Consider the following 22,743-nt stretch of genomic DNA (forward strand, 5'->3'; position numbering starts at 1 on the left):
CGAGTTGGTGGTCGTCAGGACGCCGCGTGGCGCCTGCGCCTAGATTGCACCAGTGACCACCGAGATCCCGAGCGCGGGCCTCCGTGCGCTCTACGCGGAGCGCGACTGGGCGGCCACCCCGCTCGGCGACCCCGCGGGGTGGTCCCCGGCGTTGCGCACCGCCCTCGAGATGGTGCTGTCGACCCAGTTCGCCTGCATCCTCCTGTGGGGCGACGAGTTCGCGTGCCTCTACAACGACGCCTACATCGACGTCATCGGCGACAAGCACCCGGCGGCCCTCGGCGAACGGGCCGTCGACGTCTTCCCCGAGGCGTGGCACGACATCGGGCCCCTCATGGAGGGGGTGCTCGGCGGCGGGCCGTCGTTCCGCATCGACGAGGCACACGTTCCGCTCCACCGCCGGGGGTTCCTCGAGGACTGCTGGTTCGTCTACTCCTACTCACCGGTGGCGGGACCCGACGGCGTCGAGGGCGTGCTCGACATCGTCGTCGAGATCACCCCGCACGTGCTGACCGAGCGGCGGCTCAGCGCCCTGACGCGGCTGACGACGGCGCTCGTGGGGGTGGAGTCGCGCGACGAGCTGCGGCGGGTGGCCCGGAAGCTGCTCGCGGACACCCCCGACCTGCCGGCCGCCGAGGTGCGGCTCCCGGGTGGCGACCCCGAGGCGGAACCGGCCGGCACGGACCTCCCCGCCGCGCCCCCCGCGGGGGCGCGGCCCGACGAGGCCGGGGTCGTGGTCGCAGAGGTCGACGGCGGGCGGACGGCCTGGCTGCCGCTCGGCACCGACGGTGACGACGCCCAGCTCGTGTGCCGGCTCTCCCCGCGGCTGCCGTACGACGCGGACTACCGCGACTACCTCCAGCTGCTGGCCACGGTGGTCACCGAGGGCCTGACCCGCATCGAGCTCCTCGCGAGCGAGCGCGCGCGGCACGAGCAGGAGCGCCACCTGTCGCTGGCCCTGCAGCGCAGCCTGCTGACGCCGCCCGCCGCCGTACCCGGCACGGAGGTCGCGGCCCGCTACGTCCCCGCCACCGAGACGGCGCAGATCGGCGGCGACTGGTTCGACGCCTTCCCCCGCGACGCCCACGCGCTCGTGCTGACCGTCGGCGACATCGCCGGCCACGACAGCGAGGCGGCCGTGACGATGGCGCAGGCGCGCAACATCGTGCGGGGCGTCGCGTTCGCGGTGGAGGACAGCCCGGGTCGCGTGCTCGAGGTGCTCGACCGCGCCCTCGAGCGCCTCGACGTCGCCACCGTCGCGACGGCGGTCGTGGCGCACGTCGACCAGGCGCCGTCGCAGGTGGGCACCGGGCGGTGGACCGTCCGGTGGTCGCGCGCCGGCCACCCGCCGCCGGTGGTGCTGCATCCCGACGGCTCCACGTCGCTGCTCGACACGGGCGGCGAGCTGCTGCTCGGGGTGGACGCCTCGGTGCCGCGCGCCGACCACGTGCTGCTGCTGGAGCCGGGCTCGGCGCTCGTGCTCTACACCGACGGCCTCGTCGAGCGCCGCGGCGAGACCCTCGACGTCGGCACCGACCGGCTCCGGGCCACGCTCACCGGCCGGCAGGACCTCGACGCCGACGCGCTGTGCGACCTGCTCGTCGACGGCCTCGACGTGCGCGAGGACGACGTGGCCGTGCTCGTGCTGCGGGTCTGAGCGGGGCCCGCGCTCACACGCGGACGGCGATCTCCTCCCCGAGCCGCGCGCCCTGGCGCAGCTCGAGGTGGTCGCCCGACCAGAACTTGCCGGGGTCGTAGTAGTTCGTCGGTCGCTGGCCGTCGAGCAGGCCCATGGCCTGGTACGTCGCGGCGACCACCTCGGCGCAGTAGGTCTCCTCGACGGGTGCGGTGCGCCGTACCCGGCCGCGGGCCCAGCGCCCCGCCAGCCGCGCGGTCGCGGGGAACGGGGTGCCGTCGAGGCGCGCGATCGTGCGGAGCACGGCGGCCTCCTGCTCGGCCGTCACCCCGCTCGGCCCGGCGCCGGGCACGTCGAGCTGGCGCAGCCACGCGTGCTGGGAGTAACGGTCGCACCACTGCACGACGGCGTCGTGCAGGTCGTGCAGCTGCACGCCGCGGTGGTGCGAGCCGGTCCACACGTCGAGCAGGCCCTTGCCCAGCTCGGCGTGCCACATCAGCGGCGGCATGTCGTCGAGCACCACCGCCATGCCGACGTGGTTGACGGGGGCGTTGGTGACGGCCCGGATGGCGCGGTCGGCGCCGGAGGACCCCCGGAAGAGCCAGAGGTCACCGGTGCGCGTCAGCTCGACGGCGCCGGACAGGCTGAGGCTGTATCCGCTCACCCCGGCATCCTCGCAGGCCCCGCGCCGACAGCGCCCCCGGCGCCCCGGGGCCCGCGGCGCGGCTAGCGCCGCCGGTGCACCTGCGCGTCGACGCCGCCACCGACGTCGATCAACGGGTCGTCGTCGACCGACTCCCGCCCGTCGGCCCCGCCGTGCGCGTCCTCGTCGCCGGCGTGGTCGCCCGCGCCCTCCGGCAGCGCGGCGAGCAGCCCGTCGGGGTCGACGAAGCTGACCGTGTGGCCGTCGAGGTGCAGGCGTCGCGCGCCCTCGAGCAGCATGCGCCGGCCCACCTCGCGCACCTCGTGCACGCGGGTCAGGTCGAGCACGACGGCGGAGGTGCGGGGCGCCTCGTCGGCGAGGTCGCGCAGGAGCCGCTCCATGCCGACGAAGTCGACCGAGCCCTGCAGCTCGAAGACCTCGCCCTCCTCCTCGCCGCCGGGCAGCGGGGAGCGCTCGCGCACCAGCGAGCGCGCGGGCGGCGGCACCTCCATCAGGTGCATGCCCATGTCGGCCGACAGGCGCTCGAAGACCTGCACGCCGCGCACCGAGTTGCCGTGCTTGTCGAGCCGCGGCGAGAACACGGCGAACCCGGCGCGGCCGGGCAGGGCGCCGATGAGGCCTCCGGAGACGCCGGACTTGGCGGGGATGCCGACGGTGGTGAACCAGTCGCCGGCGGCGTCGTACATGCCGCACGTCGCCATCACGCTCAGCACCTGTCGGGCCACCCACCGCGGCACGACCTGCTCGCCGGTGACCGGCTGCACGCCGCCGTTGGCCAGCGTCGCCGCCATCGTGGCGAGGTCGGAGACGGTGACGAGCAGCGAGCACTGCTCGGTGTAGCCGGCGACGACGTCCTGGGGGTCGGTCTCGACGATGCCGTGGTTGCGCAGCATGTAGGCGATCGCCCGGTTGCGGTCCGCCGTCTCGAGCTCGGAGGAGCGCACCTCCTCGTCGACCTCGAGCTCGCGGCCCGCGAAGGCGGCGAACCCCCGGCGTACCCGCTCGGCCTCGAGCATCGAGTGCACCGTGATCGCGCCGGCGTTGATCATCGGGTTCAGGGGCCGGCCGGACTCCTCCTCCAGCGACAGCTCGTTGAACGCCTCGCCCGAGGGCTCGACCCCGACCTTCGTCGAGACCTCCTCCAGCCCGTGGTCGGCGAGCGCGAGGGCGTAGGCGAACGGCTTCGAGATCGACTGGATGGTGAAGGCGGCCTCGGCGGCGTCGCCCACGGCGTACCCGGTGCCGTCGACGGTGCACAACGACAGGGCGAGCCGGTCGGGGTCCGCCTGGGCGAGCTCGGGGATGTACGACGCGAGCTCACCGCTGGTGTCGTCGCCGCAGGTGTCGAGCACCTCGGTCAGGTAGTCCGGCAGGGGGGTGCGCACGGGGACACCTCACCACGGCCCGCAAACCGGGGTGCGCCGTCCCGTGCCCGGCGGCGAGGATGGGCGGGTGGACCCCGCGAGCGACGCCGTCACCGAGAGCCCCGCCCCGCCGCCGCGCGCCGGGCTCGGCCGGGCCCTCGCGCCGTTCGGGATCCCGGCGTACCGGCGCCTCGCCCTCGCCCTCGTCTTCTCCACCTTCGCGAGCGGCACGTGGGCGGTGGCCCTGGTCTGGGAGGTCATCCGGCTCGGCGGCGGCCCGGGCGCGCTGTCGCTGGTCAGCGGCGCCTCGGCCGCCGGCATCCTGCTGCCCGCGCTGCTCGGCGGGGTGGTGGCCGACCGGGTGCCGCAGAAGGACGTGCTCGTCGTGGTCGCCCTCGTCGAGCTGGTCGGCATCGGGGTCGTCGCGGTGCTGGCCGCCACCGACGTCGCCGCGCTGTGGCACCTCGCGGTCGCCGCGTTCGCGACCGGGACGGGCATGGCGTTCTACTACCCGGCGTACTCGGCGTGGCTGCCCGCGCTCGTGCCCGAGCAGCACCTCATGGCGGTCAACGGCTTCGAGGGCGTCGTGCGCCCGCTCGTGCAGCAGGCCGGCGGGCCGGCCGTCGCGGGCCTCGTCATCGGCGCGGCCGCCCCGTCCGCCGCGTTCGGCGTCGGCGCGGCGAGCGTCGCCGTGGGCCTCCTGGTGCTGCTGACCGTGCCCCGCACGGCGGTACGACGCCTGGTCACCCCCGGGGCCGACGGGCCATGCGAGGAGCCCGTCGAGGAGCCCGTCGAGGAGCGGCTGCTCGGCCAGGCGCTCGGCGACGTGCGCGAGGGCTTCGCCTACATGGTGCGCACACCGTGGCTGCTCGGCACGCTGGCCTTCGCCTCGCTGATGACCCTGCTGGTGATGGGCCCGCTCGAGGTGCTGGTGCCGTTCCTGGTGAAGGACGGCCTGGGCGGCGACGCGGGCGACCACGCGGCGGTGCTGGCGGCGTTCGGCATCGGCGGGGCGCTGGGGTCGATGGCGATGGCGGCGTTCCCGATGCCGCGGCGCTACCTGACGACGATGAACGTGATGTGGGGCGTGGCCTGCGTGCCGTTCGTCGGCATGGCCGTGGCGACCGCGGTGTGGCAGCTCGTGGTCTGCGGCTTCGTGCTCGGCGCGCTCTTCGGCGCCCCGATGGTCATCTGGGGCACGCTCCTGCAGCGCCGGGTGCCGCCCCACCTGCTGGGCCGCGTCTCGAGCCTCGACTTCTTCGTGTCGCTCGCCCTCATGCCGGTCTCGATGGCGCTGGCGGGCCCGCTCGCGACGCTGGTCGGCCTGACGACGGTCTTCGTCGTGGCGGGCCTGCTGCCGGTCGGGCTCGCGGTCGCCGCCGTGGTCGTGTTCCGCATGCGCGCCGACGAGGTGGCGCACCCGCTGCGGGACTGACCGGCGCTAGTCCAGGTCCTGCCCGCGCAGCACCGGGAGCATCGCGGCGAGCAGCAGGGCCACCGCCAGGAGGGCCACGGAGGCGCCGCCCACGGCGGCGGCGCCGAGCACCGACGGCACGACGACCTGCCCGACCCGGTTGCCGGCCAGCCGCAGCGTGACGGCCTGGGCGCGCTGCTCTGCCGGCGCCCGCCGGGTCAGCCACGACATCGTCAGCGGCTGGCCGACGCCGAGCCCGAGCCCGACGACCGCGAGCACGACGAACATCACCGGCACCGGCAGGGGTACGGCGAGCAGGGCCAGGCCGCCCGCCGAGGCGACGATGCTCGTCAGCAGCACGGGGCCGCGGCCGAAGCGCCCCGTGAGCCGCCCCAGCCCGACGCGCGAGAGCATCGAGAAGACGGCCCGCACGGTGAGCATCGCGCCGACCGTGCCCGCGCCGAGGCCGCGCTCGGCGCCCAGCGCGGGGAGGTAGACGAGCGTCAGGTCGATCGCGGCGATCACCACGGCGCTCGTGGTCAGCGCGCGGGTGAGCCCGGGCAGGCGCAGCAGTCCCCGCAGGCCGCCGCCCCCGTCGGCCCCGTCCGTGCGGCGCGGCCGGCGCCGCAGGCCGAGCACCGGGGCGAGGAGCACCAGCGGCAGGGCGAGCAGCGCCGCCACCACGAGGATGCGGTCGGTGTCGGGCGCCAGGGCCGTGCCGCCGACCGCGGCGATGAGCAGCGGGCCGAGCGCCTGGCCGAGGGACGCCGCGAACGTGTAGTAGCCGAACGCCGCGTCCAGCCGCGACGCCTCGAACTGGTGGGCCACGTGGGTCTGCTGACCGATGACGCAGGCGAGCTGGCCCGCGCCGAGCAGCGCGTTGCCCCCGACGAGCGTCGCGGGCCCCGCCGGGGCCAGGACCAGGACGAGGCAGGCGCCGACGAGCACGAGGCCGCCGACGAGCTGCAGCGCACCCTCGCCGATCCGGTCCGCCACCGACCCGAGAGGTACGGCGAGCAGCAGCGGCGCCACCGCGAACGCGGCCCCGATCGCCCCCAGCGCCGCAGCGGGCACGTCGACGGCGATCGCGGCGTACGTGCTCGCGGGTCGGGCCAGGAAGACCACGGCCTGCACCACGAGGGAGGAGGCGAGCAGGGCGCCCAGTCGTGCCCCGGACGGCATCCGGGGGGCTCAGCCGCGCCGGGTGGCGCGGGCGAACAGGGTGAGCAGCACGCGGTTGACGCCGGCGAGCGCGAGCCGCTCGAGCACCGGCACGCGGGGCGAGGCCGTGAGCGTCCAGCGCACCTCGGTGGCGTCGAGGCCCCGCACGGTGAGCTCGATGGTGCCGGCGTAGTCGCGGAACGGGATGCCGCTGACCGCCTCGTAGCCCAGCCGGCGGCCGGGCACGAACGCGGTGATGCGCTCGACGATCGCGGGGCCGGGGCCGCCCTCGATCCGCCGTACGGCGCCCACCTCGCCCGGTGCGGTCGCGGCGGTGTCGTCCACCTCGACGCGCAGGCCCGGCGCCCAGCCGGAGATGCGCCGGTGGTCGGCCAGGGCCGCCCAGACCTCGTCGACCGGCCTGGCGATGACGGTGCTCGCGCTCGTCTGCATGCCTCGATCCTGCTGGGTGGTCGGTGGGCCGGTCTAGCGTCGCGGGTCGCGCCCGAGGAAGCAGAGGAGCCGCTCGCCGTGCGAGGCCGCGAACGGCGGCGGCACGGGCGGGGCGAAGCGGGCCGGCCGGTCCTGCGCCACGACGGTCGCGCCGGCCACGCCGAGCAGGTCCCGGGCCAGGGGCGCGGGCAGGGCGGGCCGGCGGGCGGGCGCGGGGTCCAGCGCGACTGCCACGTCCCAGCCGTGCACCGCCACCTCCAGCGCGGCCGCGGCGACGAGCACCGCGGTGGGCAGGGCGACCGACCCGGTCCGCACGGCGCGCGGCGTCGGCCGCGCCCACGCCCCGAGCAGCGCCGACGCCTTGGCCTGCAGGAGCGGCACGCGGGGGACGGGGTGGGCCTCGAGCCGCGGGTCCGGCACCGGTACGACGAACCCGGCCGCCGCCTCGGCGAACGCGTCGAGCGCGTCCTCCATGTGCGCCAGCAGGGCCGCGAGGTCCCAGCCGGCGCACGGGGTCGGCGCGCCCAGCTGCTCGGGCCGCACGCGGGCGAGCTGCCCGCACGTCCAGGCGAGCGCTCGCTCGAGGAGCTCGACCTCGCCGGGGACGACGAGGTCGCCGGCGGTCACGACACGCCTGCGGCGCCCGCCGGGTCGCGCGGGCGGGGGTCGTGGTCGGCCGGCAGCGTGGCGGGCAGCCCGAAGGTCTCGAACAGCCGCTGGTCGAAGAACGCGCTGACGTGGCGCACACGGTCGCCGTCGAGGTCGAGCACCTGGAGGTGGAACGGCTCGAAGTGGCCGGCGGGGGTGCGCATGTAGAGGCCGAACGCCGGCGCGCCGTTGGCCTGGGTGCGCACCATCGGCATGTCGTAGGTGCCGCCCGGGCACTTGGTGCCGATGAGGGTCGCGATGGTCTCGGCCCCGACGTACCAGCCGGTGAAGGGGGGCATCTCCCAGCTGGCCTCGGTGGTGAGGAGGTTGACGATCTCCGTGACGTCCTTGCGCCAGAACGCGTCGACGTAGCGGTCCAGCAGGCGCTGCTGCGCCGGGTTGAGGGACTCCTCGACCGTCTCGTCGGTCAGGCCCTGCTGGGTCATCTGCGCGTGGGCGCGCTGCAGGGCCGAGTTGACGGCGGCGACGGTGGTCTCGAGGGCCTCGGCGGTCTCCTTCGCGCTCCAGCGCAGCACGTCGCGCAGGATGAGGACGGCGCGCTGGCGGGCGGGCAGGTGCTGCAGGGCGGCGACGAACGCGAGGCGGATCGAGTCGCGCTCCGCCACCACCACCGCCGCGTCCGGCACCGGCTCGAGCCAGGGGACCTCGGGGTTCGGGTCCAGCTCGCCGACCACCGCCTCGGGGGTGCCGAGGGCGCTGGGCAGCGGCCGCTTCGGCTTGTTCTCCAGGTTGGTCAGGCAGACGTTCGTCGCGATGCGGTAGAGCCAGGTGCGCACCGAGCTGCGGCCCTCGAAGCTGCGCGCGGCCTTCCAGGCGCGCAGGAAGGTCTCCTGCACCAGGTCCTCCGCCTCGTGGGTCGAGCCGCTCATCCGGTAGCAGTGCGCGAGCAGCTCGCGGCGGTAGCGCTCGGTGAGCGCGTCGAAGTCGTCGAGCTCGGCGGGCGCGGTGGCAGCAGCCTCGGCGGCGGGCTCCGCGAGGGCGGTCGACGTGGTGGGGATGGTGGTCACCGGGGCGCTCCTGGTGGTCGGCGGCGGCAGGCCCTCATCATGACCCGGGGCGGCCCCGGAAATCATCGGTCCGGCCGGCGATGATTCGCGGTGCGCCGCCCGGTCGGAGCACCTGACCGGCCCGCAGGGGGCCGCCACCGAGAGGAACCACCATGACCACCACCCAGCAGGCCACCGACCGCATGCTCTTCGTGAACCTCCCGGTCGCGGACCCCGCGGCGACCCGCACGTTCTGGAGCGAGCTCGGGTTCTCGATCAACGAGGCGTTCAGCGACGAGAACGCCACGTCGGTGCAGCTCAACCCCCTCACCTCCGTCATGTTCCTGCGGACGGACTACTTCCACTCCTTCCACGGCACGACGTCGCCCACCGGCGGCACGAGCGCCCTCTACTGCCTGTCCGCGAACAGCGCCGACGACGTGCGCGCGCTCGTCGAGCGGGCCCTCGAGCTCGGCGCGTCGCCGGCCGGCGAGCCCCAGGAGCAGGGCCCGATGTTCGGCTGGTCGTTCCGCGACCTCGACGGCACCATCTGGGAGGTCATGTGGATGGACCCGGCCGCCCTGGGCTGAGCGCGCGGCGCTCTTCACGGGGCGCGCCGGCGTGCGACCGCCCGGACGTCACCACACCCCCCGGCGGCGGCCTGCAGTGGCGCGGCGTACCCACGGGGAGTGGATGCGGACGGGCGCCCCGCCCCTCACGCCTGCGGCGCACCCCCGGGCTCGGCGACGCAGACGGCGGGCCGGGGCAGGATGGCGTCGTCCGTCCCCGACCCCAGGAGGTCCCGTGAAGCTGTGGAAGGTGCTCGGCCTCGCCGGGCTGGCCGGTGTGACCGCCACCGGTGTCGTCATCGCGCGCGACGCGCGGGCGCGGGGCCAGCTGAGCCCCGACGAGGTCCGCGAGCGGCTGCACCAGCGGCTCGCCGAGGCCGACGGGCGTGACGACCCCGCGGAGGTCACGGGAGCAGGCGCAGACCCTTCGTGAGGCGGTCGACCACCCTCCGGGGCCCCACGAGGCTGACGGCGTAGTAGCCCAGGTGGGCCGACGGGGTGCGCCCGACGGCGAAGAGGTAGTCGTCGTACACGCGGGTGTGCTGCGCCTGCGTCGGCATGTCGGCCAGCGCGACGTCGTCGCGGGCGGCCGCGCGGGAACGCACCGCCGCGAGCCGGTCGGGCGCCGCGCCGAGCACCGTGCAGCCCAGCCACGGCAGCCCCGGGTGTGCGGAGCCGTCCGCGTCGTCGACGGCCGGCCCCAGCAGTCCGGGCACGCGGTCGACCGTGGCCCCGGCGACGCACACGGCCGCGTTGACGGCCCGGCCGGGCGGCAGCGTCTCGTCGACGACCACCACCCACTTCAGCGGTACGTCGCGGGTGGCGGCCGCGGTGTCGACCTCGTGCGGTCCGAAGCCGACGGGTGGGGCGCCGACGGGTGGGGCGCCGACGGGCGGGATGGCGGCGGTCTCGGTCACGGGTGTCTCCTGGTCGAGCGTCGGGCAGTACGCCGCTGACGCTAGGAAGACGTTCGCCACGACCGCAAGCAGCCCGGAGTTCGTCAGGCAGAATGGCCGGTGTGGCTGACATGGACGAGCTGGACCGGGCGATCCTGGCCGCCTGGGCGACGGATGCACGGCGGAGCCTGCGCGACATCGCGGCGGAGGTCGGCGTCTCGGCCACGACCGTCCACGACCGCGCCCGGGGCCTCCAGCGGCGCGGCGTCGTGCGGGGAGCGCGGCTCGACGTCGACCTGGCGAGCATCGGCCGGCCGGTGCAGGCGCTCATCGCGGTCCGGATCCGCCCGCCGTCGCGCGCGAGCATCGAGGCGTTCCGCGACTGGGTGAGCGCCCTGCCGGAGACGGTCGGGGTGTTCGTCACCTCGGGCGGCGCCGACTTCATGGTGCACGTCGCCGTGCCGGACAACGACCACCTCTACGCGTTCGTCATCGACCGGCTGACCTCGCGCGCGGAGATCGCGGACGTCGAGACGTCGGTCATCTACGAGCACCTGCGCAGCGACCGGGTGCCCCCGGCCTGAGGCGCCGCGCGCCCGGCTGGTCCGGGGACCGACCCATCCGCTCAGGCGTCGGCGTCGAACGCCCACACGACGAGCTCGGTCCCGTCGTCCCGGGGTACGACGACCTGCTCGCCGGCGTCCCGCAGGCGCCAGGCATCTCCCTCCCCCCCGCCTGGCGCCGCGGGTCCGTCGTACCCCCCGTCGGGCTGCGTCCCGAGCGGGCCGCGCTCGGGGAGGGTGACGGCGCCGCGGGCGACGTACAGGTGCAGGAGCGGAGCGTCGGGCAGGCGGAGCGGTACGCCGGCCCGCGGCCGCGCGACGAGCAGCCGGGCGCCGCGGGTGCCGAGGGGGAGCCCGCCCGCGCCGGCCAGCGGTGTGAAGCCGTCGGGGTCGAGGACGGCGGTGGTGCGGGTGGTGCGGGGCGGGCGGCCCGGCTCGTCGGGGCGCAGCCACACCTGCAGGAACCGGGTGGGGCCGGCGGCGGGGTCGACGAGCTCGCTGTGCCGGATGCCGGAGCCGGCGCTGGTCACCTGCACGGTGCCGGCGCCCAGCGCGGCGCGGGAGCCGTCCACGGTGTCGGTGTGGGTGAGCTCGCCGTCGAGCACCCACGTGACGATCTCGAGGTCGGTGTGCGGGTGGTCGGGGTAGCCGCCGCCCGGCGCGACCCGGTCGTCGTTGTGGCAGACCATCGGGCCGAAGCCGAGGTTCGCGGCGTCGTAGTGCGGCCCGAACGAGAAGGCGTGCACCGTGGTGCGGTCGTCCCGCACGGTGCGGAACGCGTCGGCGCCGCGCCGCACCTCGCCCGGGCCCCCGGCGGCGCTCACGTCAGCGCCCGGGCGATCCGCTCCACGAGGGCCTCCAGCCGCTCGGGGGTGGTGGCCAGGTTGAGCCGCACGTGACCCTCGAGCCCGGGCTCGTAGTCCTGGCCCGGTGCCGGCCAGGCGCCGTGCGCGCGGGCGGCGGCCGCGGGGTCGGGGACGCCGTACGCCCGCAGGTCGAGCCAGGCGAGGTACGTCGCCTCGAGCGGCCGCGTGCGCGCCTGCGGCAGGTGCGCGGCGAGGAGGTCGGCGAGCAGCGCGCGCTGGGCCGCGAGGCGCTCGACGAGCGCGGCGAGCCAGTCGTCGGCGTCGCTCCAGGCCGCGACGCCGGCGGCCACCCCGAGCCGCGAGACGCCGTGGTTGGCGGAGTGCACGACGCCGCGCAGCGCCGCGGCGTCGGCCGGGTCGGGGGTGACGAGGTGGGCGCAGGCGAGGCCCGGCACGTTGAACGCCTTCGACGCGCTCGTGACGGTGATGCCGCGCGGGTCGACCGCGAGGTACGGCGTGAAGCCGGCCCCTCCCGAGCCGTCGGGGGCCGCCGCGCCGTCGGGCTCGGGCAGCACGAGCGGGGCGTGCACCTCGTCGGCGACGACGCGGGCGCCGTGCCGCTCCGCGAGGTCGCGCACGGCCTCCAGCTCGGCGCGGGTCCAGCGGCGCCCGAGCGGGTTGTGGGGCGAGCAGAGCAGCAGTCCGCGGGCGCCGGCGGCGAAGGCGGCCTCGAGCCGGTCGAGGTCGAGCGTCGCGGTCGGCGCGTCGGGGTCGACCGGCAGGGCGACGACCTCGCGGGCGGCCAGCGCCAGCAGCTCGCGGAACGGCGGGTAGCAGGGGGTGGGCAGCACGACCGGACCGGGCGGCACGAGGGTCTCGACCGCGACGCGGAGGCCGGTGACGACGTCCGGGGTGAGGGTGAGCGAGCCGGCGGGCACGTCCCAGCCCCAGTGGCGGGCGGCGAAGCCGCGGAACGCCCCGGCCAGGGCCGCGGTGTCGGAGCCGTCGTCCTCGGCGCCGTCGAGGGAGAGGTGGGGGTAGCCGGTGCGGCCCGTGCGCAGCGCCGCGGCCACCGCGGCGGTCACGGCCGGCGCCGGGGCGTAGTCCATCTCGGCCACCCAGGCGGGGATGGTGCCCTCGGGGACCGCCGACCACTTGAGCAGGGCGGCGCGGGCCTCGGCGTCGGTGAGGTCGCGGATCACGGGATCGACCGTAGCCGGGTCAGCCGACCTCGCCCGCGAGCCGCCACGACGAGGTGCTGCGCGCCGTGGGGGTGAGACGTGATTCCCACGCTTCGAGACGCCCGGCGTAGCCTTCCCGGGTCCCCCGCCGCTGTCACGGAAAGACCCATGTCCACCGCACACGCCCCCTCCGCGACCGACGCCCCTGCCAATCCGCGCTCCCGCGTGCTGGTCGCGAGCCTCGTCGGCACGACGATCGAGTTCTACGACTTCTACATCTACGCCACCGCCGCGGTGCTGGTCTTCCCGCACCTGTTCTTCCCGGCGGGGAACGACACCACTGCGCTGCTCGCCTCGTTCGCCGTCTTCGGCGCCGCGATGGTCGCCCGCCCGCTCGGCGCGGTCTTCTTCGGCCACCTCGGTGACCGGAGGGGACGCAAGGTCACGCTCGTCGTCTCGCTCCTCACGATGGGCGTCGCCACCTTCGCGATCGGCCTGCTCCCGACGTACGCGCTCGTCGGCTGGTTCGCGCCGCTCCTGCTGGTGCTGATGCGCCTCGCGCAGGGCTTCGCGATCGGCGGTGAGTGGAGCGGCGCTGCCCTCGTGGCCACGGAGAACGCGCCGGCCGGCAAGCGCGCCTGGTACGGCACCTTCCCCCAGCTCGGCGCCCCGCTCGGCTTCATCCTCGCCAACGGGCTGTTCCTGACCATCGCCGCGCTGATGCCGTCGGACGACCCCTCCACGCCGTCCGACATGTTCCTGTCGTGGGGGTGGCGCATCCCGTTCCTCTTCTCCGCCGTCATGGTCGTGGTCGGCCTCTACGTCCGGCTGCGCCTCGTCGAGAGCGCCGCGTTCCAGCGCGCGGTGGAGAAGGGGAAGGTCACGAGGCTGCCGCTGGGCGAGGTCGTCCGCACGCACGGGCGAGAGCTGGTGCTCGGCACGTTCTACATGCTCGCCACCTACGTGCTCTTCTACCTGATGACGACCTACTCGCTGAGCTACGGCCGCGCCGCCACCGACGCCGAGGTGCCCGGACTGGGCTACACCTACAACGGTTTCGTGCTGATGATGATCGTGGGCGTCGTCTTCTTCGGCATCTTCACCATGGTCTCCGGCCCGGTCGCCGACCGCTTCGGGCGGCGCGCGCACCTGCTCGTCGTGACCGCCGGCATCATCGTGTTCGGCCTGTGCTGGGTGCCGCTGCTGGAGGCGGGCGACGTCGGCGTCATGGCGTGGCTCATCCTGGGATTCAGCCTGATGGGGCTCACCTTCGGCCCGATGGGCGCGCTGCTGCCCGAGCTGTTCGCGACGAACGTGCGCTACACGGGCTCCGGGTTGTCCTACAACGTCAGCTCGATCCTCGGCGCCGCCGTCGCCCCGTTCATCGCGGTGTGGCTGTGGGGCCTCGGGGACGGCAGCCCGTTCCTCGTCGGGGTCTACCTCTCGGTGATGGGCCTGCTCACCTTCGTCGCGCTGGCCGTGGGTCGCGACACCCGCAGCCTCGACATCGACCGCTGACCGGGGGCACCCACCACCCCCCGGCCCCCCCGGCCCCTCCGACCCCGGCCCGGTCGCGGTAGGAGCGATAGCCCTCGACTACCGCTCCTACCGCGACCCGGAGGAGTCGCCGCTCAGCCCGGCAGCGCCGCCACGACGCGGGTGGCCTGCTCGATGGCGCGCTTGGCGTCGAGCTCGGCCGCGACGTCGGCGCCGCCGACGAGGTGGCGCCCCGCCGCGGTGCCGGACGCGGCGGCGGTGAGCGCGTCGTACAGCCCGCGCACCGACTCCTGCCCGGCGCAGACCACGACGTGGTCGACGGCGTAGAGCCGCTGCTCCCCGTCGACGGTGACCCACAGACCCTCGTCGTCGATGCGGTCGTAGGTGACGCCCGCGACCTGCACGACGCCGGACTGCTTGAGCACGGCGCGGTGCGCCCACCCCGACGTCTTGCCGAGGCCCACGCCGATGGGGGTGGTCTTGCGCTGCAGCAGGTAGACCTCGCGGGGTACGGCGCGCGGCTTGCGGTCGGTGAGACCGCCGCGGTCGAGCGCAGGGTCGCCGACGCCCCAGTGGGACTTCCAGGCCTCGACGTCGTCGATGGTCTCGGCGGGGTCGTGGGTGAGGAAGTGGGCGACGTCGACCCCGATGCCGCCGGCGCCGATGACGGCGACGCGGCGCCCGCAGGTGACGCGGCGGGCGAGCACGTCGGCGTACGACACGGCCTTGGGGTGGTCGATGCCCGGGATGTCGGGCAGGCGCGGCTCGACGCCGGTGGCGACGACGACCTCGTCGAAGGCGGCCAGGTCGTCGGGGCGGGCCTCCGTGCCGAGGCGGACGTCGACGCCGAGCACCTCGAGCCGGCGGGTGTAGTAGCGCAGCGTCTCGGCGAACTCCTCCTTGCCGGGGATCTGCACGGCCAGCTGGAACTGGCCGCCGAGGTGGGGGTTGCGCTCGAAGACGGTGACCGCGAAACCGCGCTCGGCCGCGGAGGTGGCAGCGGCGAGGCCGGCCGGCCCGGCGCCGACGACGGCGAGCGTGCGGCGGCGCCGCGTCGGGGCGAGCACGAGCGTGGTCTCGCGGCACGCGCGCGGGTTGACGAGGCACGACGACTTCCGGTTGCTGAACGTGTGGTCGAGGCACGCCTGGTTGCACGCGATGCACGTGTTGATCTCGTCGGCGCGGCCCTCGGCGGCCTTGGCCACGAGGGCGGCGTCGGCGAGGAACGGCCGGGCCATCGAGACGAGGTCGGCCTCCCCGCCGGCGAGCAGCTCCTCGGCGACCTCGGGGGTGTTGATGCGGTTCGACGCGCAGACCGGGGTCGCGACGCCGGCGGCCCGCAGCGCCGCGCGCAGCCGCGCTGTCGAGTCGCGCCACGCGGCCCGCGGCACCTGCGTGATGATCGTCGGCACCCGCGCCTCGTGCCAGCCGATGCCCGTGTTGAACACGTCCACCCCGGCCTCGACGAGCCGCAGCGCCAGCTCCTCGGTCTCCTCCCACGTCTGGCCGTCCTCGACGAGGTCGAGCAGCGAGATGCGGTAGTCGAGGAGGAAGTCGTCGCCGACCAGCTCGCGGGTGCGGCGCACCACCTCGATCGGGAACCGCATCCGGTTCTCCGCGCTGCCGCCCCAGCGGTCGGTGCGGTCGTTGGTGCGGGCGGCGAGGAACTGGTTGACCAGGTACCCCTCCGAGCCCATGATCTCGACCCCGTCGTACCCGGCCTTCTGCGCCAGCCGCGCGGCGCGGGCGAAGTCGCTCGCGGTGCGGTCCACGGCCTTCGTGCTCAGCGCGCGCGGCGTGAACGGGGTGATGGGGCTCTTGCGGGCCGACGCGCCGACGCTGAGCGGGTGGTAGCCGTAGCGGCCCGCGTGCAGCACCTGCAGCACGATCTTCCCGCCGTGCTCGTGCACCGCGTCGGTGACCTGCACGTGGCGGGCGGCCTGCAGCCGGGTGGTCATCTCGGAGGCGAAGGGCTTGAGCCAGCCGCGCTTGTTCGGGGCGTAGCCGCCCGTGACGATCAGCCCGACCCCGCCGCGGGCCCGCTCGGCGAAGTACGCCGCCAGCTTCGCCACGTTCCAGGGCGCGTCCTCGAGCCCGGTGTGCATGGAGCCCATGACGCTGCGGTTGCGCAGCGTGACGCTCCCCGCGCCGTGGGCGGTCGGGATCGTCAGGGGGCTGAGGAACGTCGGGTACGGCGTGGGGCCGGTCATCGGGTCTCCTCCGGGTCGGCGGGGGTGGGGGTGAGCTGGTGGGCGGTGAGGTACTCGGACAGCCACGTCACCCAGAACTCCTCCATGAGGAGCCCGCCGCGCAGCACGAGCCAGCGGTCGAGCGCTGCGCCGCTGAGGGCGGACGGGTCGGGGAACTGCTCCGCGGCCATGCCGCGGAAGGTGGCGAGGCGCGCCTCGTGGTCGGCGAGCCGCGCGGCCAGGTGGGTGAGCAGGGCCTCGCGGTCGCCGTACGACGCCGCGCGCATCTTCACCGCGATCTCGGTGCGCAGACGCTCGGGCGGGCTGGGCTCGGCGAGCCAGGCGGCGAGGACGTCCTCGCCGGCGGGGGACACGGCGTACACCTTGCGATCGGGCTTGCCGGACTGCACGACGGTCTCGACGCCCACCCAGCCGTCGTCGGCCATGCGGGCCAGCGTCCGGTAGACCTGCTGGTGGCTGGCGTGCCAGAAGAACCCGATGGTGCGCTCGAAGCGCTGCGCCAGCTCGAGGCCGGACCCGCTCCGCTCGCGCAGCGCGACGAGGAGGACGTGCTCGAGGGCCATGACCGCAGCATGGCATGCAACGAGTTGCAGTGCAACGAGTTGCACCGCGGGAAGCCCGCCGAGTCGTCGCTGACCGCACGCCCAGGCCCGCCGAGTCGTCGCTGACCGCACGCGGCCGGCCCCCCGGGGTCGCGGTAGGAGCGATAGCGGACGACTACCGCTCGTACCGCGACCGCGCCGCGATCGCGCCGGCACACTGCCGGCCCCGGGGTCGCGGTAGGAGCGGTAGCGGACGACTACCGCTCGCACCGCGACCGCGCCGCGATCGCGCGGGCCGGGGCGCCCGTCCGCACCGGTGGGCGCCGGGGCCGCCCCTAGGGCAGGGGCGCCACGGCCCGCAGCGCCTCGCGCGACAGGACGGCGACGCTCGGGTAGCCGTTGATCGCCATCGTCAGGTCCGTCTCGGCGAGCAGGCACCGCAGCACGTGCTCGACGCCGGCCTGGCCGCCGACGGCGAGGCCGTAGGCGTAGGGCCGGCCCACCGCGACGGCGCGCGCCCCGAGCGCGAGGGCCTTGACGACGTCGGGCCCGCTGCGCACGCCCGAGTCGAAGACGACCGGCGCGTCGCCCGCGGCGTCGACGACCTCGGTGAGCACGTCGAGGGCGGGGAGGCCGCCGTTGGCCTGGCGACCGCCGTGGTTGGAGCAGTAGATGCCGTCGATCCCGGCGTCGACGGCGCGCCGGGCGTCGTCGGCCGAGCAGATGCCCTTGAGCAGGATGGGCAGGTCGGTCAGCGAGCGCAGCCAGGCGAGGTCGTCCCAGCCGAGGCTCTGGTTGCCGAAGATCATCGCCCAGTGGCCGACGGCGGCCTGCGGGTCCTCCTCGGGGGGCGCCGCCAGCCGCGAGCGGAACACGGGGTCGGAGGTGTAGTTGGCCAGGCAGAGCCCCTTGAGCTGCGGGAAGCTGGCGAGCGCGAGGTCGCGCGGGCGCCACCCGAGCGTCAGGGTGTCGAGGGTGATGACGAGGGCCGTGTAGCCCGCCGCCTCCGCGCGGCGCACCAGGCTCTCCGTCAGCTCGCGGTCGTTCGGCGGGTAGAGCTGGAACCACCCGGGCGTGTCCCCGAGCTGGGCCGCAACGTCCTCCAGCGGGTCCTGCGAGAGGGTCGAGGCGATCATCGGTACGCCGGTCGCGGCCGCCGCGCGGGCGGTCGTGAGGTCCCCGTGGCCCTCGGGCTCGCAGATGCCGAGGACGCCCACCGGCGCCAGCATCAGGGGCGTGGCGAACCGGCGCCCGAACAGCTCGACGCCGAGGTCGCGCTCGGCCGCGCCGGCGAGCATGCGCGGCACGAGGCCCCACCGCTCGAAGGCCCGCACGTTCGCGCGCTGGGTGTGCTCGTCGCCCGCGCCGCCCGCGACGTACGACCACACCTCGGGCGACATGGCCTCCTCGGCGGCGGCCTCGAGGGTGCGGAAGTCCATCGGCAGGCTCGGCATCGTGCCACCCAGTCCCTCGAGGTAGATGCCGAACTGCCAGTCGCCGTGGTTCGCCACGTCGGGCCCCCTTGCTCGTCGTCGGCGTCGACCCCCGGCGCCCGCGACGGAGCGTAGACCCGCCTCCCAGCCCCGGGGCGACGCTCAGTGCGCGAGCTTCAGCCCGATCACGCAGGCGACGATGCCGAGCAGCAGGAGCGCGCGGACCAGCGAGAACGCCTCGGCGCCGGTCACCATCGCGTACGACGCGGTGAGCGCCGCGCCGATCCCCACCCACACGGCGTACGACGTGCCCACCGGCAGCGTGCGCATCGCCCACGCCAGCCCGACCATGCTGGCCACGACCGACACGCCGAACACGACGCTCGGCCCGAGGCGCGTCAGCCCCTCCGAGCGCGACAGCGCGGTCGCCCAGACCGCCTCGAGACACCCCGACACCACCAGCACGACCCACGCCATGCCCGCATCCTGCCGCGCCTGCATGACGCCCACGTGTCGTGCCGGGACCGAGCGGACGCTCGGTGACCCCTCGCGACGTTGACAGTAGATCTGTCATGATCCGGCCCATGGTGCTCTCCCTGGGACACGGAACCGGCCCCCTCGCGGGCCTCAAGGTCGTCGAGCTGGCCGGCATCGGCCCGGGCCCGCACGCCTGCATGATCCTGGCGGACCTCGGCGCCGACGTGATCCGTGTCGACCGTCCGGGCGGGGGCGCGCTGAGCGTCGTGGCGGACCCGCGTCACGACCTGCTGACCCGCGGGCGACCCAGCGTGGCGGCGAACCTCAAGGACCCGGCGGCCTGCGACACGGTGCTCGAGCTGGTCGCGGGCGCCGACGTGCTCGTCGAGGGCCTGCGCCCCGGGGTCACCGAGCGCCTCGGGCTCGGGCCGGACGACTGCCTGGCCCGCAACCCGCGTCTCGTCTACGGCCGGATGACCGGGTGGGGCCAGACGGGTCCGCTGGCGCAGGTGGCGGGCCACGACATGGACTACGTCGCGATCGCCGGCGCGCTGCACGGGCTCGGCCAGGACAAGAGCCGGCCCCACTTCCCGGCCAACCTGGTGGGCGACTTCGGCGGCGGCTCGACGTACCTCGTCATCGGCATCCTCGCCGCGCTGCTGGAGCGGGGGGTCAGCGGGAAGGGGCAGGTCGTCGACGCCGCCATCGTCGACGGCACCGCGCACCTCAACGCGATGGCCTCCGCGATGCTCGCCGGCGGGGCGCTCAAGGAGGAGCGCGCGGCGAACGTGCTCGACGGCGGGATCCCCTACTACGACGTCTACGAGACCTCCGACGGCGAGCACGTCGCGGTCGGGGCGCTCGAGCCGCAGTTCTTCACCGCGCTGGTCCGCACCCTGGGGATCGAGGAATCCGCGCCCGGCCAGGCCGACTTCGACCGGTACGACGACCTCCGCGAGGCGCTGGCGGACACGTTCCGCACCCGCACCCGGGACGAGTGGGCCGAGGTGTTCGACGGCAGCGACGCCTGCGTCGCCCCGATCCTGCGGCTCAGCGAGGCCGCGCAGCACCCGCACATGGTGGCGCGCGGCGTGTTCGTGGAGCACGAGGGCGTCGTGCAGCCCGCCCCGGCGCCGCGCTTCTCCCGCACGCAGCCGACGCTGACGCTCGCCCCGTCACGTGCGGGCGAGCACACCCGCGAGGCCCTCGCCGCGTGGGGAGTCGAGGGCGTCGACGAGCTCCTCGCCTCGGGGGCCTTCGTCCAGGCCTGAGGCCCCCGGGGGGCACCTGGCACCCTGACCCGGTGACCGTGCTCGCCGTCCTCGCCGCGGGCGCGTGCCTCCTCGCGGCGCTGGCGCTGCAGGGCTGGCGCCAGCTCGCCGTGGGCGTCGTCGCGGCCGTGGCGGTGCTCGCCGCCGGCGCCGTCGACCTCGCGGCGGCCCGCGCGACGGTCGCGGACCTGGGCCCGGTCGTCGGCTACCTCGTCGCCATCCTGCTGCTCGCGGGGCTCGTCGAGCGCGGCGGGCTCTTCGCCTGGCTCGGGTACGCCGTCGCGCACCGGTCCCGCGCCCGCCCGGGCCGCCTGCTCCCGCTCGCCGTGGCCGCGGCCGCCGGCGTGACCGTGCTGCTGACGCTCGACGCCACCGTCGTGCTCCTCGTGCCGGTGCTCGTCGTCGCCGCCCGCGTGCTGGCCGTCGACCCCTGGCCCGTCGACCTGGCCGCGGTGCGGCTGGCGAACAGCGCCTCGATCCTCCTGCCGATCTCGAACCTGACGAACCTCGTCGCCTTCGAGGCGTCCGGGCTGTCCTTCGCCCGCTTCACGCTGCTGATGGCCCCGGCCTGGGTGGTGGTCGTGGGCCTCGAGCTCGCCCTGCTCCGTGCGGTCGCGCGCCGTTCCGCCGGCCCTGCCTCCCGCAGCGCCCCCGCCGCCGACCCCGCCCCCGCCGTCACGACGCCGCCCGCGGCCGCGCCGCGCCCCGACGGCCCGACGGTCGTCGTGCTGGTCCTGGCCCTCGCCGCGATCGTCGCCGGGGGCCAGGTGCACCTCGACCCGGTCTGGCCCGCGCTCGCCGCGGCGGCCCTGCTGGGCGCGCGGGCGGTGACCACGCGCCGTACCGGCCTGCGGGTCGCGCCCGCCACCCTCCTACGGGAGGCGGGCCTGCCGTTCGCCTCCTTCGTGCTGTGCTGGGCCGTCGCGGTCGCGGCGCTGGCCGAGCAGGGCGGGGCCGACCTGCTGGCCCGCCTGCTGCCCGACGGCACGGGACCGGTCGCCCTCGTCGCCACGGCACTGCTGGCCACCGTCGTCGCGAACGTCGTCAACAACCTCCCCGCGACGTTGCTGCTCGTGCCGCTCGCCGCCCCGCTCGGCGCCCCGGCCGTGCTGGCGGTGCTGGTGGGCGTCGGCGTGGGGGCGGGCGCGACGTACGCCGGGTCGCTCGCCAACCTGCTGTGGCTGCGCAACCCCGCCGTCGACCACCCGGTCGACGTCGGCCGCCGCTTCCACCTCGCCGGCCTGCTCGCCACCCCCGTGCTCGTCGTCGCCGCGGCCCTCGCGCTGGCCGCCACGGTGGGGTTGACCGGCGGCGGCACGGGGTAGGGGCGGCGGGTGCCCGTCGAGCTGCTGCGCCCCGCCACCTCCGACGACGTCCGGGGACTCGCCGACTGGACGTGGCTGCCCGGCCTGGTCGACCAGCGGCCGCTGCTGGTGACCGCGTTCGCCGACGTCGTCCTCGCGGGCGACGACGGGCTCTGGTTCCTGTCGACCGTCGAGGGCAGCCTGGAGCGCTGCTGGGCCGACCTCGACGACCTGCGCGCCGCGCTCGACGACGTGGAGGCCCAGGACCGGTTCCTCCACGCCTGGCTCGTCGAGGGCGCCGCCCGCCGGGGCCTCGAGCCCGGGCCCGGCCAGTCCTACGCCTTCACGGTCGCGCCCGTGCTCGGCGGCGCCTTCACCGCGGCCAACGTGCAGGTGCTCGACAGCGTCGTGGCCCTGTCGCTGAACGGCCAGCTGCACCGCCAGGTCGGGACAGGCAACCCGCCCGCCTGGTAGAGAAGTGACGTGGACCTCACCCTCAGCCCCGACCAGGAGGCGTTCCGCGCCGCCGCCCGCGAGTTCTGCGACCGGGAGGTCGTGCCGTTCCGTGCCGAGTGGGACCGGGCGGAGGCCGTGGACCTCGCCATCGTTCCCAAGCTGGGAAAGCAGGGCTTCCTCGGGCTGATGATCCCGGCGGAGTACGGCGGGCTCGAGCTCGACCTGCTCATTTACTGCCTGGCGATGGAGGAGCTCGGCCGCGCCGACTCCGCCATCCGCGGGATCGTCTCGGTCTCCGCGGGCCTCGTCGGCAAGCCCCTGCTGGCCCACGGCACGGAGGAGCAGAAGCAGCGCTGGCTGCCCGGCATCGCGAGCGGCGAGCTGCTCGGCTGCTTCGGTCTCACCGAGCCGGGCCACGGCTCGGACGCGGCCAACCTCCGCACCCGTGCGGTGCGCGACGGCGACGACTGGGTCCTCGACGGCGAGAAGATCTTCATCACGAACGGCACGTGGGCCGACGTGTGCCTCGTGTTCGCCCGCACCGGCGGCCCCGGCCCCCGAGGCGTCTCCGCCTTCCTCGTGCCCACCGACACTCCCGGCTTCGAGCGGCGCGAGGTGAAGGGCAAGCTCGGGCTGCGTGGCCAGGCCACCGCCGCGCTGTCGTTCTCCGGCGTCCGCGTGCCCGCCGACGCGCTGCTGGGCGAGGAGGGCGGCGGCTTCCGCATCGCGATGTCGACGCTCGACACGGGCCGCATCGGCATCGCCGCGAGCTGCACCGGCATCATCGCCGGCTGCCTGGAGGCGACGGTGGCCTACACGGGCGAGCGCGAGCAGTTCGGCAAGCCGATCGCGGCCCACCAGCTGGTGCAGGAGCTGATCGCCGACATGGCGGTCGACGTCGACGCCGCGCGGCTGCTCGTCTGGCGCGCCGCCGACCTGGCCATGCGCGGCGAGCCCTTCTCGACCGCTGCCTCCAAGGCCAAGCTGTTCGCCTCCGAGGCCGCGGTCCGCGCCGCGAACAACGCGATCCAGGCGTTCGGCGGCTACGGGTACGTCGACGAGTACCCGGTGTCGAAGTACATGCGGGACGCCCGCGTCATGACGCTCTACGAGGGCACGAGCCAGGTCCAGAAGCTGCTCATCGGCCGCGCCGAGACGGGCATCGCCGCGTTCGGGTGAGCCGCTGCCTAG

The 22,743-nt window shown here is 75.4% G+C and carries 23 protein-coding genes; 10 read left to right on the top strand and 13 right to left on the bottom strand.

Annotated features, from left to right (window positions below):
- The first annotated feature begins 52 nt into the window (after nucleotides 1-52).
- Nucleotides 53-1,657, top strand: a complete 1,605-nt coding sequence (locus tag INN71_RS09200) for a PP2C family protein-serine/threonine phosphatase (protein ID WP_277499440.1) — start codon at nucleotides 53-55, stop codon at nucleotides 1,655-1,657.
- Between the two features lie 13 nt (nucleotides 1,658-1,670).
- Here the strand turns inward: INN71_RS09200 and INN71_RS09205 are convergent, their stop codons facing one another.
- Together INN71_RS09205 and INN71_RS09210 are read right to left on the bottom strand one after the other, a co-directional pair.
- The gene (locus tag INN71_RS09205; RefSeq protein ID WP_277499441.1) at nucleotides 1,671-2,300 is read right to left on the bottom strand and encodes a hypothetical protein; all 630 of its coding nucleotides are present in this window, start codon (nucleotides 2,298-2,300) and stop codon (nucleotides 1,671-1,673) included.
- Nucleotides 2,301-2,362: 62 nt separating this feature from the next.
- Nucleotides 2,363-3,685 carry a glutaminase gene (locus INN71_RS09210; protein WP_277499442.1) on the bottom strand — a complete coding sequence of 441 codons (1,323 nt, stop codon included), beginning with the start codon at nucleotides 3,683-3,685 and terminating at the stop codon, nucleotides 2,363-2,365.
- A 67-nt stretch (nucleotides 3,686-3,752) separates the two neighbouring features.
- Between INN71_RS09210 and INN71_RS09215 the strand changes: the two genes are divergently transcribed.
- A complete protein-coding gene (locus INN71_RS09215) occupies nucleotides 3,753-5,099 on the top strand; it encodes an MFS transporter (RefSeq protein ID WP_277499443.1) in 1,347 nt (448 codons plus the stop codon).
- Between the two features lie 6 nt (nucleotides 5,100-5,105).
- Here INN71_RS09215 and INN71_RS09220 read toward each other — a convergent pair whose 3' ends face one another.
- Genes INN71_RS09220 through INN71_RS09235 form a run of 4 tightly spaced genes read right to left on the bottom strand, consistent with a single transcriptional unit; the run spans nucleotide 5,106 to nucleotide 8,368 of the window.
- On the bottom strand, nucleotides 5,106-6,260 hold the full coding sequence (locus INN71_RS09220) for an MFS transporter (RefSeq protein ID WP_277499444.1): 1,155 nt from the start codon (nucleotides 6,258-6,260) through the stop codon (nucleotides 5,106-5,108).
- A gap of 9 nt (nucleotides 6,261-6,269) precedes the next feature.
- Nucleotides 6,270-6,692 carry an SRPBCC family protein gene (locus INN71_RS09225; RefSeq protein WP_277499445.1) on the bottom strand — a complete coding sequence of 141 codons (423 nt, stop codon included), beginning with the start codon at nucleotides 6,690-6,692 and terminating at the stop codon, nucleotides 6,270-6,272.
- A 33-nt stretch (nucleotides 6,693-6,725) separates the two neighbouring features.
- On the bottom strand, nucleotides 6,726-7,319 hold the full coding sequence (locus INN71_RS09230) for a TIGR03086 family metal-binding protein (protein WP_277499446.1): 594 nt from the start codon (nucleotides 7,317-7,319) through the stop codon (nucleotides 6,726-6,728).
- Entirely contained in the window at nucleotides 7,316-8,368 is a 1,053-nt protein-coding gene (locus INN71_RS09235; RefSeq protein WP_277499448.1) for a sigma-70 family RNA polymerase sigma factor, read from the bottom strand. Before INN71_RS09235 ends, INN71_RS09230 begins: the two co-directional genes overlap by 4 nt.
- 152 nt (nucleotides 8,369-8,520) lie before the next feature.
- On the opposite strand from INN71_RS09235, the gene INN71_RS09240 reads away from it, so the two are divergent.
- Both INN71_RS09240 and INN71_RS09245 read left to right on the top strand, forming a co-directional pair.
- The gene (locus tag INN71_RS09240; RefSeq protein WP_277499449.1) at nucleotides 8,521-8,937 is read left to right on the top strand and encodes a VOC family protein; all 417 of its coding nucleotides are present in this window, start codon (nucleotides 8,521-8,523) and stop codon (nucleotides 8,935-8,937) included.
- 214 nt (nucleotides 8,938-9,151) lie between these two features.
- A complete protein-coding gene (locus INN71_RS09245) occupies nucleotides 9,152-9,349 on the top strand; it encodes a hypothetical protein (RefSeq protein ID WP_277499450.1) in 198 nt (65 codons plus the stop codon).
- On the opposite strand, the gene INN71_RS09250 is transcribed toward INN71_RS09245, so the two are convergent.
- A complete protein-coding gene (locus INN71_RS09250) occupies nucleotides 9,321-9,833 on the bottom strand; it encodes a DUF2000 domain-containing protein (RefSeq protein WP_277499451.1) in 513 nt (170 codons plus the stop codon). The genes INN71_RS09245 and INN71_RS09250 overlap by 29 nt on opposite strands.
- A gap of 110 nt (nucleotides 9,834-9,943) precedes the next feature.
- Here INN71_RS09250 and INN71_RS09255 point away from each other — a divergent pair, with 110 nt between their 5' ends.
- The gene (locus tag INN71_RS09255; protein WP_277499504.1) at nucleotides 9,944-10,396 is read left to right on the top strand and encodes an Lrp/AsnC family transcriptional regulator; all 453 of its coding nucleotides are present in this window, start codon (nucleotides 9,944-9,946) and stop codon (nucleotides 10,394-10,396) included.
- A gap of 41 nt (nucleotides 10,397-10,437) precedes the next feature.
- On the opposite strand, the gene INN71_RS09260 is transcribed toward INN71_RS09255, so the two are convergent.
- Complete coding sequence (locus tag INN71_RS09260) at nucleotides 10,438-11,199, bottom strand: pirin family protein (RefSeq protein ID WP_277499452.1); 762 nt, start codon at nucleotides 11,197-11,199, stop codon at nucleotides 10,438-10,440.
- On the bottom strand, nucleotides 11,196-12,383 hold the full coding sequence (locus INN71_RS09265) for a MalY/PatB family protein (protein ID WP_277499453.1): 1,188 nt from the start codon (nucleotides 12,381-12,383) through the stop codon (nucleotides 11,196-11,198). Before INN71_RS09265 ends, INN71_RS09260 begins: the two co-directional genes overlap by 4 nt.
- Before the next feature lie 147 nt (nucleotides 12,384-12,530).
- Here INN71_RS09265 and INN71_RS09270 point away from each other — a divergent pair, with 147 nt between their 5' ends.
- On the top strand, nucleotides 12,531-13,880 hold the full coding sequence (locus tag INN71_RS09270) for an MFS transporter (protein WP_277499454.1): 1,350 nt from the start codon (nucleotides 12,531-12,533) through the stop codon (nucleotides 13,878-13,880).
- Nucleotides 13,881-13,993: 113 nt separating this feature from the next.
- Here INN71_RS09270 and INN71_RS09275 read toward each other — a convergent pair whose 3' ends face one another.
- The 4 genes from INN71_RS09275 to INN71_RS09290 all read right to left on the bottom strand — a co-directional run bounded on the left by INN71_RS09275 (nucleotide 13,994) and on the right by INN71_RS09290 (nucleotide 18,521).
- Nucleotides 13,994-16,069 (bottom strand): NADPH-dependent 2,4-dienoyl-CoA reductase, encoded by a 2,076-nt coding sequence (locus tag INN71_RS09275; protein WP_277499455.1) that lies wholly within the window; start codon nucleotides 16,067-16,069, stop codon nucleotides 13,994-13,996.
- Nucleotides 16,066-16,632, bottom strand: coding sequence for a PadR family transcriptional regulator (locus tag INN71_RS09280; protein WP_277499456.1), 567 nt, complete (start codon nucleotides 16,630-16,632; stop codon nucleotides 16,066-16,068). The genes INN71_RS09275 and INN71_RS09280 overlap by 4 nt, the downstream gene beginning before the upstream one ends.
- 314 nt (nucleotides 16,633-16,946) lie before the next feature.
- A complete protein-coding gene (locus INN71_RS09285) occupies nucleotides 16,947-18,122 on the bottom strand; it encodes a lactate 2-monooxygenase (protein ID WP_277499457.1) in 1,176 nt (391 codons plus the stop codon).
- Nucleotides 18,123-18,206: 84 nt separating this feature from the next.
- Nucleotides 18,207-18,521, bottom strand: a complete 315-nt coding sequence (locus INN71_RS09290) for a multidrug efflux SMR transporter (RefSeq protein ID WP_277499458.1) — start codon at nucleotides 18,519-18,521, stop codon at nucleotides 18,207-18,209.
- Nucleotides 18,522-18,628: 107 nt separating this feature from the next.
- Here INN71_RS09290 and INN71_RS09295 point away from each other — a divergent pair, with 107 nt between their 5' ends.
- The 4 genes from INN71_RS09295 to INN71_RS09310 are packed head-to-tail and all read left to right on the top strand — an operon-like array spanning nucleotide 18,629 to nucleotide 22,731.
- Nucleotides 18,629-19,792 carry a CaiB/BaiF CoA-transferase family protein gene (locus tag INN71_RS09295; RefSeq protein WP_277499459.1) on the top strand — a complete coding sequence of 388 codons (1,164 nt, stop codon included), beginning with the start codon at nucleotides 18,629-18,631 and terminating at the stop codon, nucleotides 19,790-19,792.
- A 32-nt stretch (nucleotides 19,793-19,824) separates the two neighbouring features.
- A complete protein-coding gene (locus INN71_RS09300) occupies nucleotides 19,825-21,117 on the top strand; it encodes an SLC13 family permease (protein WP_277499460.1) in 1,293 nt (430 codons plus the stop codon).
- Nucleotides 21,118-21,126: 9 nt separating this feature from the next.
- Complete coding sequence (locus INN71_RS09305) at nucleotides 21,127-21,570, top strand: T6SS immunity protein Tdi1 domain-containing protein (protein WP_277499461.1); 444 nt, start codon at nucleotides 21,127-21,129, stop codon at nucleotides 21,568-21,570.
- 9 nt (nucleotides 21,571-21,579) lie between these two features.
- On the top strand, nucleotides 21,580-22,731 hold the full coding sequence (locus INN71_RS09310) for an acyl-CoA dehydrogenase family protein (RefSeq protein WP_277499462.1): 1,152 nt from the start codon (nucleotides 21,580-21,582) through the stop codon (nucleotides 22,729-22,731).
- Nucleotides 22,732-22,743: the final 12 nt, after the last annotated feature.

Source organism: Nocardioides sp. ChNu-153 (genome assembly GCF_030466625.1).
Taxonomy (GTDB): Bacteria; Actinomycetota; Actinomycetes; order Propionibacteriales; family Nocardioidaceae; genus Nocardioides.

Excerpts from the sequence above, each read along its gene's own strand:
- INN71_RS09295 (WP_277499459.1), top strand. The coding sequence starts at position 18,629 with ATGGTGCTCTCCCTGGGACACGGAACCGGCCCCCTCGCGGGCCTCAAG.
- INN71_RS09275 (WP_277499455.1), bottom strand. The coding sequence starts at position 16,069 with ATGACCGGCCCCACGCCGTACCCGACGTTCCTCAGCCCCCTGACGATC.
- INN71_RS09225 (WP_277499445.1), bottom strand. The coding sequence starts at position 6,692 with ATGCAGACGAGCGCGAGCACCGTCATCGCCAGGCCGGTCGACGAGGTC.
- INN71_RS09280 (WP_277499456.1), bottom strand. The coding sequence starts at position 16,632 with ATGGCCCTCGAGCACGTCCTCCTCGTCGCGCTGCGCGAGCGGAGCGGG.
- INN71_RS09240 (WP_277499449.1), top strand. The coding sequence starts at position 8,521 with ATGACCACCACCCAGCAGGCCACCGACCGCATGCTCTTCGTGAACCTC.
- INN71_RS09255 (WP_277499504.1), top strand. The coding sequence starts at position 9,944 with ATGGACGAGCTGGACCGGGCGATCCTGGCCGCCTGGGCGACGGATGCA.
- INN71_RS09290 (WP_277499458.1), bottom strand. The coding sequence starts at position 18,521 with ATGGCGTGGGTCGTGCTGGTGGTGTCGGGGTGTCTCGAGGCGGTCTGG.
- INN71_RS09270 (WP_277499454.1), top strand. The coding sequence starts at position 12,531 with ATGTCCACCGCACACGCCCCCTCCGCGACCGACGCCCCTGCCAATCCG.
- INN71_RS09220 (WP_277499444.1), bottom strand. The coding sequence starts at position 6,260 with ATGCCGTCCGGGGCACGACTGGGCGCCCTGCTCGCCTCCTCCCTCGTG.